A 15,803-nucleotide genomic window follows, 5' to 3' on the forward strand; every position below is an offset into this window, starting at 1 on the left:
CATTTTGAGCGTCACGGAGCTGCGCGGATGTCGATCAAACGTTCTCTGGCGATGCGTTCGAGCCCACGTCGCGTTGCCGCAAACGTGGTGGCAATCGACTTTCTGCTCAGCGGCAACGATCGAAGGTTCTGACGCGGGTTTGCTCTGCAATGATCAGGCGGTCTTCCATCTTGCTCAGGATGAAGACTGCAGGAACGTCTTTCTTCGGCGCGTTGGCAGACGCGGTGATGATGCGCCATGTCCATGGTGTGCGTGCCAGCAGCGTGACCGCGTTGGGCCAGAGGTCTTCGCCCTTGCCGGTCATGTGATCCCAGCCGAACTGGATGAGGTGCTTGGGGTCCGCTGTCTCGGCGTCGCGGCAGGCGATCCCTGCGGTGACCCAGGCGCCTCGCAGTTGCTCGGGAAAATGGGCCTTGGGGACGTGTGGTTCATAGCTGCCAGCGCCGGTAATGCGCGTCAACGCGCCTGGCTTCCAGGTGTACGTCCAGCTGTAGCGGCCGGGGGCGGGACAGCGCTGCGACCCGTCCGGATTGGGTTGTTCCCGTTTGCAGATCGGCGAATTCTCCTGCACGACGAACACGACCTCGATGCGGTTGCCCTGGACTGCAAGAGTCATCACTTCGCCAGGAATCTGCTCGCTGGCGTCTGGCGTGTAACCGGTCTTGCGTGCCCTGGTTTCCCATTGGTCGATCGGAGCGCTGACGTTGGGTGCCTTCCTGGGTGGTTGCTTGCGCAATACATCGATGCTGTTGGGGCAGTCGGAAGTGGAACCCGAGCAATACGAAGAACTCAAATAGACGATCTCATCGACTCCATCCTTGTCCAGGTCGACAACCTGGACGAAGCCGGCGTAGTCCTCCTTGACGATGTCGTCGTTGACGCTGACGTCTTGCCAAAGCCCTACGATCTCTCCGGCACGGCTCGGGCTCAGCCTCTGATCCTTTGCGGTTGCAACTGTGGCGATGGCCAGCAGTGCTGCCATGACGTAGCTCCGCATCCTTGCTCTCCCTACAGGTTGAGGCCATAGCCTACAACCCTTGGGAGTTGGCCAGCGCTGCCTGAGCCCTCACCACAGCCGCGCTTGTTTGATTTTCGTCAATTCCACCGACACATGAAATTCGCAGTGGGGGTGCTTGACTGCATCGGTCAAGAATCGTTGCGGAGTTGCGCATGAGTGCAGTCACGGTAGAAAGGGTCGACCAGGCCTTGAGTAGGCAGGGGTCGATCCGGACGGGAGTTGGACTGGTGCGTCGTGACCGAGCGCCGGTGGATCTGCGGGGTGGGTCGGCCCGTGTCGTCTCCTTTGTCACGGTGCGTGCGCGCGCCGTGGTCTGCTGAGGAGGCGCCATGCGGATCTGTGTTCTCAATGAGGCAAACGGCGAGCAGGCCGGGCTGGAGCAGCGCTGCAAGTCGGCGCGTGAGGCCGGCTTTGACCATGTGGTGCTCGCGCCGCCATTTGCGCGCGACGCCGAAGGCCGGCTGAGCGAAGTCGCCACCACCGGCGAGGAAGACGCGCAGCGTCTGCGCGAGGTGGTGCAGGCCGCGCACCGGGCCGGCGTGAAGCTGCTGCTCGATGTGCGCCTGGATGAAGTGGGCGGTGCCAGCGCCGTGGTGCGCGACAACCCGCAGTGGTTCCGCGCACGCAGCACGGCGGTACCGGACCCGCGCCAGCCGCGCGCCACGCCGGAAGTGGCCGAGGCACGCTTTACCTATGCGCAGGAAGGTGCGGCGCTGGTGGAATGGTGGAGCGCACGCTTGCTGGACTGGGCCTCGCAGGGCGTGGCCGGCTTCCGCCTATTGCAGCCGCAGCAGGTGCCGGCGCAGCGCTGGCGCGAGCTGATCGCGCGCGTGCATGCGCAGGCGCCGGAGGTGGTGTTTGCGGCGTGGACGCCGGGCCTGGGCATCGAGGCCTTGCAGCAGCTGGCCGGTGCCGGGTTCGATGTGGCGTTCTCCTCGCTCGCATGGTGGGACGGGCGCGGCAGCTGGTTCTTCGACGAAGACACGGCGCTGCGCGCGTTGGCGTCGCAGGTCGTGGCGGTGGTGGGCGCGCCCGATGGCAAACGTGCGGCCACTGCCGGGCAGCACTGGCAACTGGCCCAGGCACTGGGCGGGGCGTGGTTGCTGGACGAGACGCAGCTGGAGACGTTGCCCTTGTCGATCAGGGCCCGCGATGGCGTGCCACCGAGCAATGCCGGTTTGCGGTTGCGTCCGCTGCTGCGCGAGGGCACCGGCCTGACGGCGGTGGCGATCGAGCCGCTGGGCGGCTTGCCGTCGCTGCTGTTGATCAACGGCGACGCCGATCATGTGGTGCCGGTCCCGGCGCCGGATCTGCTGCGCCTGCTCGGCGATGCCGAAGCGCTGGTGGGCGAGGACGGCAGCACGCTCTCCGGCGCAACGCTGGAAGCATTGGAGCCGGGCGAGGTGCGGGTCTATCGCAGCGTGCCGGCCCGGCACGTGCTGGCGGTGCCGCGCATGCGCCCGCGCCCGCAGACCGCGGCCGCCTGGCCGCGCGTGTGCATCGAGTCGGTGACGCCGTCGGTCGATAACGGCCGCTTTCCGGTCAAGCGCACCGTGGGCGACCGCATCTGCGTGGAAGCCGATGCGTTCTGCGATGGGCACGACCGTATCGCGGTGGCGGTGCTGTGGCGCCCGGCCGATGCCAAGACCTGGGCCAGCGCGCCGATGCGTGCGTTGGGCAACGATCGCTGGCGTGCGGAGTTCCCGCTGGAGCGCATCGGCACCTATGAGTTCCGGGTGGAAGGCTGGCGCGATGTGTTCGCCACCTTGCATGCGGATCTGGAAAAGAAGCGCGCCGCCAACACGGTGCTGCCGGTGGACGTGCAGGAAGCGGTGGCCGTGGTGCAGGCCGCGCACGCACGCAGCAGCGGTGCCTTGGCCGAGCGCCTGCAGGCCGTCCTCACCCGTATCGGCGCGCAGAGCGAGCCGCTGCAGCAGCTGGCGATCGTGCTGGAGCCGGACACCGCGCAGGCGATGGCAGCGGCCGACGACAAGCCGTTCCGCTCCGAGACGCCGGTGACCTTCCGGGTGGAGTCCGAGCGGCGCGCGGCGCATTTCGCCAGCTGGTACGAATTGTTCCCGCGCTCGCAAAGCGGCGATCCGCAGCAACACGGCACCTTCGACGATGTGATCAAGCGCTTGGCGCATATCCGCGCGATGAACTTCGACGTGCTGTACATGCCGCCAATCCACCCGATCGGCGCGAAGAACCGCAAGGGCCGCAACAACTCGGTCACCGCGGTCGACGGCGAGCCGGGCAGCCCGTATGCGATCGGCGCGGCCGATGGCGGCCACACCGAGGTGCATGCCGAGCTCGGCGGGCTCGAAGGCTTCCGCCGCTTGATCCAGGCCGCACGTGCGCATGGGCTGGAAGTGGCGCTGGACTTCGCCATCCAGTGCGCGCCGGATCACCCGTGGTTGAAGGACCACAAGGACTGGTTCACCTGGCGCGCGGATGGCTCGATTCCGTATGCGGAGAACCCGCCGAAGAAGTACCAGGACATCGTCAACGTCGACTTCTACGCCAGCGGCGCGGTGCCGGACCTGTGGAACACGTTGCGCGATGCGGTGCTGTTCTGGGTCAACGAGGGCGTGACGCTGTTCCGCGTCGACAACCCGCATACCAAGCCGTTCCCGTTCTGGGAGTGGTTGATTGCCGATATCCGCGGGCGCCGGCCGGATGTGGTGTTCCTGTCGGAGGCCTTCACCCGGCCGAAGATGATGTACCGCCTGGCCAAGTGCGGTTTCTCGCAGTCCTATACCTACTTCACCTGGCGCAACCACAAGCACGAGTTGCAGGAGTATGTGGAAGAGTTGAACCAGGGCGTGCCGCGCGAGTGCTTCCGTCCGCACTTCTTCGTCAACACGCCGGACATCAATCCGCTGTTCCTGCAGACCAGTGGGCGCAACGGGCATCTGATCCGCGCCGCGCTGGCAACCACGCTGTCGGGGCTATGGGGCATGTACCAGGGCTTTGAGCTGTGCGAGGCCACGCCGTTGGCGCCGGGCAAGGAAGAGTATCTGGACTCGGAGAAGTTCCAGCTGCGCGCCTGGCCCGAGCGTGCGCCCGGCGACATCGTCGATGAGATCACCCGTTTCAATCAGCTGCGCCGCATGCACCCGGAGCTGCAGTCGCACCTGGGCACGCGCTTCTACCAGGCGCACAACGACCAGGTGTTGTACTTCGGCAAGTTCCTGGATGCCGGCTACCTGTCGCGCAGCCGCAGCATGGTGTTGGTGGCGATCAACCTGGACCCCAACGCTGCGCAGGATGCCGCAATCGAAGTGCCATTGTGGGAGTTGGGCCTGCCCGATCACGCCAGCGTGGCGGTGGACGACCTGTGGGACGGCCACCGCTTCACTTGGCAGGGAAAACAGCAACACATCCGTTTAGAGGCGACGCGGCCGTTCGCGTTATGGCGCATCCGCGCAGGAGAGGTCGCATGAATGCAGTCCCATCGTTACAAGCCGACGCGGAACAGTCCGCGGTGGTTGCAGACCAGCTTTGGTACAAGGACGCGATCATCTATCAGGTGCACGTCAAGTCGTTCTTCGACTCCAACGACGATGGCATCGGCGATTTCCCGGGGCTGATTTCCAAGCTGGATTACATCGCCGAACTCGGCGTGGACACCATCTGGCTGCTGCCGTTCTACCCCAGCCCGCGCCGCGACGACGGCTACGACATCGCCGAATACATGGCGGTGCATCCGGACTACGGCAGCATCGAAGACTTCGAGCAGCTGGTGGCGCAGGCGCATGCACGCGGCATCCGCATCGTCACCGAGCTGGTGATCAACCACACCTCCGATCTGCACCCGTGGTTCCAGCGCGCACGCAACGCGCCGGCCGGCTCGCCGGAGCGCGACTTCTATGTGTGGTCGGACACCGACCAGGAATACGAAGGCACGCGGATCATTTTCTGCGATACCGAAAAATCCAACTGGACCTGGGACCCGGTGGCCGGGCAGTACTTCTGGCACCGCTTCTATTCGCACCAGCCGGACCTGAACTTCGACAACCCCGCGGTGCTGGAAGCGGTGCTGGAAGTGATGCGCTTCTGGCTGGACCGCGGTGTGGACGGGCTGCGTCTGGATGCGGTGCCGTACCTGATCGAGCGCTCCGGCACCTCCAACGAGAACCTGCCGGAAACCCACGCGATCCTGCGTAAGATCCGCGCCACCCTGGATGCCGAATACCCGGACCGCATGCTGCTGGCCGAGGCCAACATGTGGCCGGAAGACACCCAGCAGTACTTCGGCCAGAACGCCGACGAATGCCATATGGCGTTCCACTTCCCGCTGATGCCGCGCATGTACATGGCGATCGCGCGCGAAGACCGCTTCCCGATCACCGACATCATGCGCCAGACCCCGGAGATTCCGGAGAGCTGCCAGTGGGCGATCTTCCTGCGTAACCACGATGAGTTGACGCTGGAAATGGTCACCGACTCGGAGCGCGATTATCTGTGGCAGACCTATGCCGCCGATCGCCGCGCGCGCATCAACCTAGGGATTCGGCGACGCCTGGCACCGCTGCTGGAGCGTGACCGCCGCCGTATCGAACTGATGACGTCCTTGTTGCTGACCATGCCCGGCACGCCGGTGCTGTATTACGGCGACGAGATCGGCATGGGCGACAACATCCATCTGGGCGACCGCGATGGCGTGCGCACGCCGATGCAGTGGTCGATCGACCGCAATGGCGGCTTCTCGCGCGCCGACCCGGCGCAGCTGGTGCTGCCGCCGGTGATGGACCCGCTGTACGGCTTCCAGGCAGTGAATGTGGAAGCGCAGATCCGCGACCAGCATTCACTGCTGACCTGGACCCGCCGCGTGCTCAGCGTGCGCAAGCGCTATCAGGCCTTCGGCCGCGGCAGCCTGCGCTTTCTGTATCCGGGCAACCGCCGCATGCTGGCCTACCTGCGGTGCTACCAGGACGAGACGGTGCTGTGCGTGGCCAACCTGTCGCACACGCTGCAGGCGGTGGAGCTGGACCTGTCCGAGTTCGAGGGCCGCGTGCCGGTGGACATCATCGGCGGCGGCAGCTTCCCGCCGGTCGGGCGGTTGACCTATCTGCTCACCGTGCCGCCGTTCGGCTTCTACGCGTTCCAGCTGGTCAGCGAGGGCACCTTGCCGGACTGGCATGTGCCCAGCCCGGTGCCGTTGCCGGACTACCGCACCCTGGTGTTGCGTAGCGATACCGACGAGAGCAATGCGCTGCTGCCGCATCTGCCCACGCTGGAAGCGGAGATCCTGCCGGCCTGGTTGTCGGCACGGCGCTGGTTCTCGGCCAAGGACCAGGCACTCAAGCACGTGCGCATCTCGCGCCGCACGCCGCTGCCGGGCGCCGAGCCAATGAGTTTGCTGGAGCTGGAAGTGGAGCTGGAAGACGGCCACCACGAGAGCTACATGCTGCCGGTCGGCATCGTGTGGGAGCGCGACCAGCCCAGTACCCTGGCCGAGCAGCTTGCGCTGGCGCGGGTGCGCCAGGGCCGTGAGGTGGGTTACCTCACCGATGCCTTCGCGCTCAAGCCGATGGTGCGCGGGGTGATCGACGCCTTGCGCGACAACGCCGCGCTGGAGTTCTGCGATGGCGACGATGCCTCGCAGCAGGGACAGGTGCGCTTCGAAGCGACACCGGCGCTGGCCACGCTGGAGATACCGCAGGATCCGGAGATCCGCTGGCTGTCGGCCGAACAGAGCAACAGTTCGCTGGTGGTCGCCGACAAGGCGGTGTTCAAGCTGCTGCGGCACGTGGCCAACGGCGCCAACCCGGAGATCGAGATCGGCCGTCGCCTGACCGAGATGGGCTACGCCAACGCTGCGCCCTTGCTGGGCAGCGTCAGCCGTATCGATGCGCAAGGCACCATCACCACGATCGCGCTGCTGCAGGGCTTCATCCGCAACCAGGGCGATGCCTGGCGCTGGACGCTGGACCATCTGGCACGCAGCTTCGACGAATACGCCACCGCGCAGACCGACGAATCGCGTGCCGAGGCCATCGCCGGCTACGACGCCTTCGCCGCGGTGGTCGGCAAGCGCCTGGCCGAGTTGCACGAGGCCTTGTCGCGCGACACCGACGATGCCGACTTCGCCCCGCAGCGCATCGACCTGCCCACCGCCAACGATGTGGTGGCCGGCGTTGCACGCCAGGTCGAAGAGATGTGGGACACCGTCAATGCCCGTCTGGCCGGCAGCGACGATGCGACCGAACGCGAAGCGCTGCAGGCAGTGCTGGCCGAGCGCCCGCAGCTGGATGCCTTGCTCGCCCAGGCACCGAGCGTGCTGGCAGACTCCTTGTTGACCCGCGTGCACGGCGACTTCCACCTGGGCCAGATCCTGGTGGCCTTCGACGATGTGGTGCTGATCGACTTCGAAGGCGAGCCGGCCAAGCCGCTGTCCGAGCGGCGCGCCAAGGCCAGCCCGCTGCGCGATGTGGCCGGCTTCCTGCGCTCGCTCGATTACGCCAGCGAAGTGTCGGCACGTGGCGAGGAAGGCACCGCCGCCCGTGCGGGCGTGGGCGTGGACACGCATCTGGACGAGTTCCTGGTGCAGTTCCGCCGCCGCTCCACACAGGCGTTTCTGGACGCGTACCATGCCGTGCTCGACGCCAGTACGCACCCGTGGATCGCACCGGCAGCGTTCAACGCGGCCACCTTGCTGTTCCTGGTGGAGAAGGCCTGTTACGAGGTGCGTTACGAGGCTGCCAACCGCCCCGGCTGGCTGATGGTGCCGATCGAGGGCTTGCGACGCATCCTGCACCGCGCGCGCGCTGGTGCGGGAGACACATGATGAGTGGAGTGATGACAGCAGTGACCAATCGATGGGATCCCGGCGCAACCCGCGCCCTGGCCGAGGCACGCCATGGCGACGCATTCGCCATCCTGGGCGCGCACCCGACCGACAGCGGTCGGCTGCTGCGCACCTATCAACCGGGTGCCGACTACGTCAATGCCGTGCTCGACGATGGCAACGTCATCGCGCTGGAGGCAGGCCCGGAGCCGGGCCTGTTCGCCGGCGCGTTGCCGGCGCAGGGCGGCTACCGCCTGCGCATCGGCTGGCCCGGCGGCGAGCAGGACACCGCCGACCCGTATGCGTTCGGCCCGCAGCTCAGCGACTTCGACCTGCACCTGATCAGCGAAGGCCATCATCTGCAGTTGGCCGACGCGCTCGGCGCCAACGCGATCGAAGTCGATGGAGTGCGCGGCACGCGCTTTGCGGTGTGGGCACCCAATGCCACGCGCGTGGCGGTGGTGGGCGACTTCAACAGTTGGGACGCGCGCCGGCATCCGATGCGGCTGCGGCACCAGTCCGGCGTGTGGGAACTGTTCGTGCCCGACGTCGGCCCGGGGGCGCATTACAAGTACCAGCTGCGCGGCCCGCATGGGAACGAGTTGCCGGCCAAGGCCGACCCGGTGGCGCGGCGTGCCGAGCTGGCGCCGGGCACCGCCTCCATCGTGGCCGACCCCACCCCGCATCAGTGGAGCGATGACGGCTGGATGGCCACGCGTGCGCGCCGGCAGGCGCACGACGCACCGATGAGCATCTACGAGATCCATGCCGGCTCCTGGTTGCGCGAGGAAGGCGTGGACCTGGACTGGGATGGCCTGGCCGACCGCTTGATTCCGTACGTGGCCGATATGGGCTTCACCCATGTCGAGCTGATGCCGGTGACCGAGCATCCGTTCGGCGGCTCGTGGGGTTATCAGCCGCTGGGCCTGTTCGCGCCGACCGCGCGCTTCGGCTCGCCGGATGGCTTTGCCCGCTTCGTCGATCGCTGCCACCGCGAAGGCATCGGCGTGATCGTCGACTGGGTACCGGCGCATTTCCCCACCGACGCCCATGGCCTGGCGCATTTCGACGGCACCGCGCTGTACGAACATGCCGACCCGCGCGAAGGCTTCCACCGCGACTGGAATACGCTGATCTACAACCACGGGCGGCGCGAGGTGTCCGGGTTCCTGATCGCCAGTGCGCTGGAGTTCCTGCAGCGCTTCCACGTCGACGGCCTGCGCGTGGATGCGGTGGCCTCGATGCTGTACCGCGACTACAGCCGCAATGCCGGCGAGTGGGTGCCCAACATCCATGGCGGCCGCGAGAACTACGAGACCATCGCCTTCCTGCGCCGGCTCAACGAGGTAGTGCGCGAGCACACCCCGGGTGCGGTGATGATTGCCGAGGAATCCACCGCGTTCCCCGGCGTCACTGCCGATGTGGCGCACGGCGGCCTGGGCTTCCACTACAAGTGGAACATGGGCTGGATGCACGACACCCTGCATTACGCGGCGCTGGATCCGATCTACCGCCGTTACCACCATGGCGAGCTGACTTTCAGCATGGTCTATGCGTATTCGGAGCGCTTCGTGCTGCCGATCTCGCACGACGAAGTGGTGCACGGCAAGGGTTCGTTGCTCGGCCGCATGCCGGGCGACGACTGGCAGCGCTTTGCCAACCTGCGCGCCTACCTGGGTTACATGTTCACCCACCCGGGGCGCAAGTTGCTGTTCATGGGCTGCGAATTCGGCCAGCCCACCGAGTGGAACCACGACGGCGGCATCCCCTGGCATCTGCTCGACGACCCGCGCCATCGCGGGGTGCAGACCCTGGTGCGCGATCTGAATCGGCTGTATGTCGAATACCCCGCGCTGCACGCGCAGGACGACGACCCGGCCGGGTTTGCCTGGGTGGTTGGTGATGACGCGGCCAATAGCGTGGTCGCGTTCCTGCGCAAGGCAAAGCGCGGCGATGCGCCGGTGCTGGTGGTGATCAACTTCACCCCGATCGTGCAGCACGGCTACCGCATCGGCGTGCCGCAAGGCGGCCAGTGGCGCGAGGTGTTCAATAGCGATGCCGGCATCTACGGCGGCGCGAATCTGGGCAATGGCGGTGTGGTGAGCGCCGAGCAGCAGTCCATGCATGGCCATGCGCAATCCCTGCCGCTGCTATTGCCGCCGCTGGGCGTCATCGTGCTGACGCCGCAGGGCTGATGCAGCACACACAGCGCCGGACCGCTGGTCCGGCGCTGCGGCACCTGTTAGATTGCGCGCCGTAGAGCGGCCAACACCTCGCTGCGCGCGCCCACCGGGCGGTGCAGCAGGGGTGTCACCCGCTCATTAGGCGGCCCGGAGAGGGCTGCCGGGCACAGCCGCCGCCATGCCTTCCGTCGACCGTGTGTACGGGAGTGTTGTGCGTGGGCATTTTGATGGCTGTGGTTTCTTCGATGGTTGATCCGTTTATCCATGTTGTGCGCATCGCTGGATGCGCGCATGCACTGGTGTGGGTTACATATTCGCTGTGTGTCGGCGCGCAAGGTGGCGGCGCGCGGCCAGCGCAGCTCGGTGTGTTGCGTTTCTCCGCGTCGACGCGGGCGCAGGCATGAGCGGTTTGATGACCTGGTGCTACCTGCTCACCGCTGCGGCGTCGGCGCTGGCGTTCTACCTGGCAACACGGCATCAACGCCTGTGGCCGCAGCGCCGGCTGTCCCCGCGCGCGCTACGCGTCGTCGCCAGCGCATTGCTGCTGCTGTCGCTGGGTTGCGCCATGCAGGCCTTGGGCACCTGGGCCGGCATCTTCGCCGCAGTGACGGCGCTGATGCTGGTGGCGGTGGCGCTGCCGTATCTGGATGCCTGGCTGCAGGCGCGTACGCAACGCAGGCAGGTGCGCCATGTGGGCTAGATGGCTGGCTGCAGTGGTGCTGGGTCTGCCGCTGGCGGTCGGCGTGGTGGGCCTGTGCGCCCTGTTGCTGCCGGGGCCGCAGCAGAGCTACACGCTGGCGTGGTTGCTGCTGATGTTTCCGGCCTGGGTGGGCGCGATGGCGCTGCCGTTCGTGTTCCGTAGCGCATCGCGCGCCTGGGTCGTGCTCGGCGGGTTGACGCTGCTGTGCTACCTCGCGCTTGCAGGCATCAAGGCATTGGGCTGGACGGAGCTGGGCGCATGAAAGCATCGACCTTGCGCGCGTTTCTGTCGGTCCACAGCTGGATGGGTCTGTTGGCGGGCATGGCCTTGTTCATCGCCTTCTACGCCGGCGCCATCACCGTGTTCACGCATGAACTGAGCGGCTGGCAGACCACGCCGCCTGTCACACAGCGTGCGCCGGTAGATCCCGTCGCCGCCGCGCAGACCTTGCTGGATGCGGTGATCGCCCGGCATCCGCAGGTGGCCGAATCCTTCCTGGTGCTGCTGCCCGGCGAGCACGGGCCGACCCCGCGGCTGTACTGGTATGGGCCGCAGGCCGAGGCCAGTGGCGGCATGCGGCAGTATCAACAGACCGCCGATGGCCGCCTGCTGGAATTGCCGCAACGCGTGGGCTTTGCCGATTTCCTCTACGACCTGCACTTCACCGCCGGCCTGCCACGCGTGTTCGGCACCTATCTGTTCGGTGTGGTGAGCGTGCTGTACGGGCTGGCGTTGCTCAGCGGGGTGGTGTTGTACGCGCCGGTGTTCTTCAAGGACCTGTTCGCGCTGCGGCCGGGGCATAACCTCAAGCGCCTGTGGCAGGACGCGCACAATGTGGTCGGCATGTTGTCGCTGCCGTTCCATGTGATCTTTGCCTGGTCCGGCGCGGTGTTGTGCCTGGGCGTGCTGTTGCTGGCGCCATTTCAGTTCCTGGTGTTCGACGGCAAATTGATGCAGATCCTGGCGCCGGAGTTCGAACTCACCCCGCATGTGCAACCGGCCAGGCGTGCGGCGCCGGTGTTGCCGGTTGCGGTGCTGCTGGACAAGGCGCGCGCAGCCAGCCCGGGCTTTGTACCGGAGAGCATCGGGTTCCATGATGCAGGCGATGCCCATGCACGCGCGGAAGTGTATGGCCACAACGATCAACGCCGCCTCAACACACTCGGTGGCGTGGCCTTGGACGCGGCAACCGGCCAGGTCCTGCGCGTGCTCGAACCAAGAACGATGTCACCAGGCACCTCCGCCTTGCGCGGGCTGCAAGGGCTGCACTTCGGCAACTTCGGGCATGCGCCGGTGCAGTGGCTGTATTTCCTGCTTGGGTTGGGCGGCGCGTTCCTGTTCTACAGCGGCAACCTGTTGTGGATCGAAACACGCCGCAAGCGTCGGCTGGTGGATCAACCGCGCCGCACCCACGCGATGGCGCGCCTGACCATCGGCGTCTGCCTGGGTAGCGTCGCCGGCATCTCGGCCTTGTTCATCGCCGCACGTTTGCTTCCGCAAGGGCAGGAGCGCTATGTCTATTACGCGGTCTTTGCGGCCGTGCTGGTGTGGGCGCTGGTCCGCCCCACCGCACGTGGTGGGTACGAGGTGTTGCTGGCCTGCGCTGTCCTCACGGCGCTGATTCCGCTGGCCAGCTGTGTTTCGGCACATGGCGTGGTGCTGCCGTGGCAGGACGCGACGGTGCTGGTCGTGGACCTGATCGCCCTGGTGTTGGCATGGGCGTACTGGCAACTGGCGCGTGCGAGCAGGCGGCGCGGGCTGCAGGGCGATCCCAACAGCGTCTGGGCGTGGAAGCGCGCAACGCGCTGAGTCGATGCACTGACGCGATTGATGCCTGGCACGCCACGGTGTGCCAGGCATCATCCGCAGCGGAGCGCTTGGTCACTGACCATGCGGCTGGCCCGACAACCTGGCCCGTTGACGCGACGGCCTCGCCGGGCAGTGCATCCTGATCGCCCGCCACCTTCACCCACACCCGATGACGGCTGCCGTCTTACGCATTGGCCTGATCTCCGACACGCACGGCGTGCTGCGGCCCGAGGCCGTGGCTGCCTTGCAGGGCTGCGCGGCGATCATCCATGCCGGCGATGTAGGCAAGCCGGAGATCCTCGCCGCGCTGCAGGCGCTGGCACCGTTGCATGCGATCGCCGGCAATATTGATAACAAGCCATGGGCAGCGCAGCTTCCGCAAACGCTGGATCTGCTGATCGCAGGCGTGCGCATGCATGTGTTGCACGATCTGAAAACGCTGGCAGCGGATGTTGCTGCCGATGTGATCATCAGTGGGCACTCGCACAAGCCGTCGATACACACGCGCGACGGTGTGCTGTACATCAATCCGGGCAGCGCCGGCCCGCGTCGCTTCAGCTTGCCGATCAGTGTGGGCACGCTGTGGCTGGGCGATGGCCCGCCGCAGGCGCAGCTGCAATTGCTGGAAATACGCTGATGCAGGGTGGGTCCGTGCAACAGAGACTTGCGCAGGGATCTGGAACGGCCAGCAAAAAACGACTGCACAGCCGTCATGCGTGCGCGGCCGATGCTCGGAAGCGGCATGTGCCATGCGTGCACTGCGCTTCTGAGCGCGCCGTCCGCACCCACCTGAAGACCGCTACGTTTTGTTAGCCGCTTTTAGACAATGCCGTGCGATGAAATGCATCGGCCCGGCGCACAGGCCACTTCCGCATGCCCTGAGCATGCGGTGCATGCGATGACCGCCAGCAGCGACCGCTGACAACCTGTGCTGACGTGCCTGCTTGCCCAAACCTGCGCGCGAGTCGTTCGTTGCCTGCATGTGTAGGCTCGCGGTCCCTGCGCTGACCTTGTCTGCACGCAGGCGGGACCATCCTTGTGCATCGAGTCGCCGCAAGGATTTTCCCCATGAATACCCGTCGCCAGTTCCTTTCCGCCGCCGCTGCCGGCACCGCGGCATTGGCCGCCGCCCCGTTGTTGGCACAGACCTCCGCACCGGGCAGCGTGATGCCCACGCGCGGCAAGGCGGCCGCATCCGCGTTGCCGACCAATTCCGCAAGCAAGGGCGCACGCTATCGGCCCTCGAGTCGACTGGGCTTTGGTGGCGTGGCGATCGGCAATGGGTTTGCGCCGACCAGCGATGCGCAAAGCGAAGCGACCCTGGCTGCGGCGTGGGAATCGGGCGTGCGGTATTTCGATACCTCACCGTGGTACGGCCTGGGCCTGTCCGAGCGCCGTACCGGGCACCACCTGCACAATCACGCTGCAGACGACTATGTGTTGTCGACCAAGGTCGGGCGCCTGCTGACCGCTACCGAAAAACCGCCGAAGACGATGTGGCAGCAGCCGTCACCCTTCGATTATCGCTACGACTACAGCGCCTCCGGTGTGCGTCGCTCGATCGAAGACAGCCTGCAGCGGTTGGGCGTGTCGCAGATCGATATCGCCTACATCCACGACCTGTCGCCGGAGAACGAGAAAGACCTGGGCATGCCGTGGGAACAGCGTTTTGCCGAAGCGGTGAAAGGTGCGATGCCCGAGCTGACCAAGATGCGCAAGGAGGGCCTGATCAAGGCCTGGGGCTTTGGCGTCAATCGCCCCGAGCCGGCCCTGCGTGCGATCGAAGAGGCCGACCCGGACATCTTCCTGCTGGCCTGCCAGTACTCGTTGCTCGATCACGCGCAGGCGCTGCACGACACCTTCCCGAAGATCGCAAAGCATGGCGCGTCGGTGGTGGTCGGTGCGCCGCTGCTGGCGGGCTATCTGGCCGGGCGCGAGCGTTATCTCTACGACGGCACCGTGCCGGAATGGGCACCGGCCAAGCGCCAGAAAGCACTCGCCATCTGCGAGCGCCACGGCGTGGATCTGCGCACGGTCTCGCTGCAGTTTGCCGCCGCACCCAAGGTGGTGTCCGCGGTGATTCCGGGTGCGCGCACGGCCGAGCAGGCGCATGCGAATGCGGCCTCGATGCGCGTGGCGATTCCGGCAGAGGTATGGGAAGAGCTCAAGCGCGAGCAGGTGATCGAAGCGGATGCACCAGTGCCTGTGCTGGGCTGAGGCTTACGCGTGGTGGTGCATCGCAAACGCCTGCGCTTACGATGCACCACGTCACGCCCCAGGCATCACTTCACCCATCACGGAATCAACAACGGCCGCAACGCAGGCACTTGCCTGGCCAGTTCGTCGGCGACAATCGCCGCGAACAGATCGGCACCTTCGGCACCCAGATGGGTGTAATCGAATGCCAGCTTGGCCTGGCCCATCGGCTCGGCACTGGCGTTGTCCTGTGCACGCGCAGCGGCGACAGCAGGCGTAGCGGGCGTCGATATGGTCTGCGCCGGTGTCTTGCCGATGGTGGTGCCCGATTGCGCGGCTAGCACCTGCTCCGGGTCGGCCGGCCGCTGCGCCAGGCGCATTGCCAGCACCGGGCCCATGCCTTGCACCAGGGCGCGGCTGTGCGCGTGCAGGTCGATCAACGGCACCTGCAATTCCTGCGCGAGCGTGCGCGTGGCCTCGGCCCAGGGCGCCAGATCGTCCAGCAACTGACCGCGCGCGAACTGCCGCCGCGTCAACGGCGTGACCAGCACCGGAATCGCACCGGCAGCACGCGCCTCGGCCACATAGCGGCGCAGGTTGGCGGGGAATTCGGTCGCCAGGTCGGTGGAACGCCCCGGCTTGCCCGGTTGATCGTTGTGGCCGAACTGGATCAGCACATACACCTGGCGATACCCGCCGCTGCGTAGCTCGTGCAACGCGATGTCCCACGAACCTTCGGCACGGTAGTTGGACGTGCTGCGGCCGCCGCGCGCCAGATTGAGGCAGCTCAGAAACGAGCTCACATGCTGTGCGCAAAAGCTCGGTCCCCAGCCGCCCTGCACGGCGGTGGTGGAGTCGCCGACCAGCACGATTTTGCTGGCGGCAAGCGCGGGCGCAGCGGCGGTGGAGGCCGATGCCTTGGATGCGCGCGGCGTACCGACCTGCGCGGCAGCGGCCGTATCGGAAAACGTCAGGCAGGCAGCGGCCAGCGCTGTCAGCAGCATCGGTGCAACAAAAAAGTCCTTACGCATGCCTCACCTCGAAAACGAATGAAACAATGCTGCGCTCGCTGGATGGAGGCAGCCGGCGCTGCGGAATCGGCCT

At 66.4% G+C, this 15,803-nt stretch carries 10 protein-coding genes and 1 other RNA gene; 9 read left to right on the forward strand and 2 right to left on the reverse strand.

Annotated features, from left to right (window positions below; all coding sequences use genetic code 11):
* Positions 1-106: 106 nt before the first annotated feature.
* Positions 107-982, reverse strand: coding sequence for a hypothetical protein (locus ABQY64_RS00800; protein ID WP_349779650.1), 876 nt, complete (start codon positions 980-982; stop codon positions 107-109).
* A gap of 365 nt (positions 983-1,347) precedes the next feature.
* Between ABQY64_RS00800 and ABQY64_RS00805 the strand changes: the two genes are divergently transcribed.
* The 9 genes from ABQY64_RS00805 to ABQY64_RS00845 all read left to right on the forward strand — a co-directional run bounded on the left by ABQY64_RS00805 (position 1,348) and on the right by ABQY64_RS00845 (position 14,720).
* A complete protein-coding gene (locus ABQY64_RS00805; protein WP_349779651.1) occupies positions 1,348-4,464 on the forward strand; it encodes a maltotransferase domain-containing protein in 3,117 nt (1,038 codons plus the stop codon).
* Positions 4,461-7,811, forward strand: coding sequence for a maltose alpha-D-glucosyltransferase (treS, locus tag ABQY64_RS00810; protein ID WP_046345283.1), 3,351 nt, complete (start codon positions 4,461-4,463; stop codon positions 7,809-7,811). The genes ABQY64_RS00805 and treS overlap by 4 nt, the downstream gene beginning before the upstream one ends.
* 11 nt (positions 7,812-7,822) lie before the next feature.
* On the forward strand, positions 7,823-10,006 hold the full coding sequence (gene glgB, locus ABQY64_RS00815; protein WP_104574511.1) for a 1,4-alpha-glucan branching protein GlgB: 2,184 nt from the start codon (positions 7,823-7,825) through the stop codon (positions 10,004-10,006).
* A gap of 388 nt (positions 10,007-10,394) precedes the next feature.
* Entirely contained in the window at positions 10,395-10,694 is a 300-nt protein-coding gene (locus ABQY64_RS00820) for a hypothetical protein (RefSeq protein WP_349779652.1), read from the forward strand.
* Complete coding sequence (locus ABQY64_RS00825; RefSeq protein ID WP_184609740.1) at positions 10,684-10,956, forward strand: hypothetical protein; 273 nt, start codon at positions 10,684-10,686, stop codon at positions 10,954-10,956. Before ABQY64_RS00820 ends, ABQY64_RS00825 begins: the two co-directional genes overlap by 11 nt.
* Positions 10,953-12,503 carry a PepSY domain-containing protein gene (locus ABQY64_RS00830; RefSeq protein WP_104571314.1) on the forward strand — a complete coding sequence of 517 codons (1,551 nt, stop codon included), beginning with the start codon at positions 10,953-10,955 and terminating at the stop codon, positions 12,501-12,503. The genes ABQY64_RS00825 and ABQY64_RS00830 overlap by 4 nt, the downstream gene beginning before the upstream one ends.
* Before the next feature lie 169 nt (positions 12,504-12,672).
* Positions 12,673-13,140 (forward strand): metallophosphoesterase family protein, encoded by a 468-nt coding sequence (locus ABQY64_RS00835; RefSeq protein ID WP_237348014.1) that lies wholly within the window; start codon positions 12,673-12,675, stop codon positions 13,138-13,140.
* Between the two features lie 105 nt (positions 13,141-13,245).
* A non-coding RNA gene (locus ABQY64_RS00840) (sX9 sRNA) lies at positions 13,246-13,318 on the forward strand.
* Between the two features lie 253 nt (positions 13,319-13,571).
* On the forward strand, positions 13,572-14,720 hold the full coding sequence (locus ABQY64_RS00845; RefSeq protein WP_104571312.1) for an aldo/keto reductase: 1,149 nt from the start codon (positions 13,572-13,574) through the stop codon (positions 14,718-14,720).
* 77 nt (positions 14,721-14,797) lie between these two features.
* Here ABQY64_RS00845 and ABQY64_RS00850 read toward each other — a convergent pair whose 3' ends face one another.
* Positions 14,798-15,730, reverse strand: coding sequence for a rhamnogalacturonan acetylesterase (locus tag ABQY64_RS00850; protein WP_349779653.1), 933 nt, complete (start codon positions 15,728-15,730; stop codon positions 14,798-14,800).
* Positions 15,731-15,803 lie beyond the last annotated feature (73 nt).

Source organism: Xanthomonas sp. WHRI 7065 (genome assembly GCF_040203115.2).
GTDB lineage: Bacteria > Pseudomonadota > Gammaproteobacteria > Xanthomonadales > Xanthomonadaceae > Xanthomonas > Xanthomonas arboricola.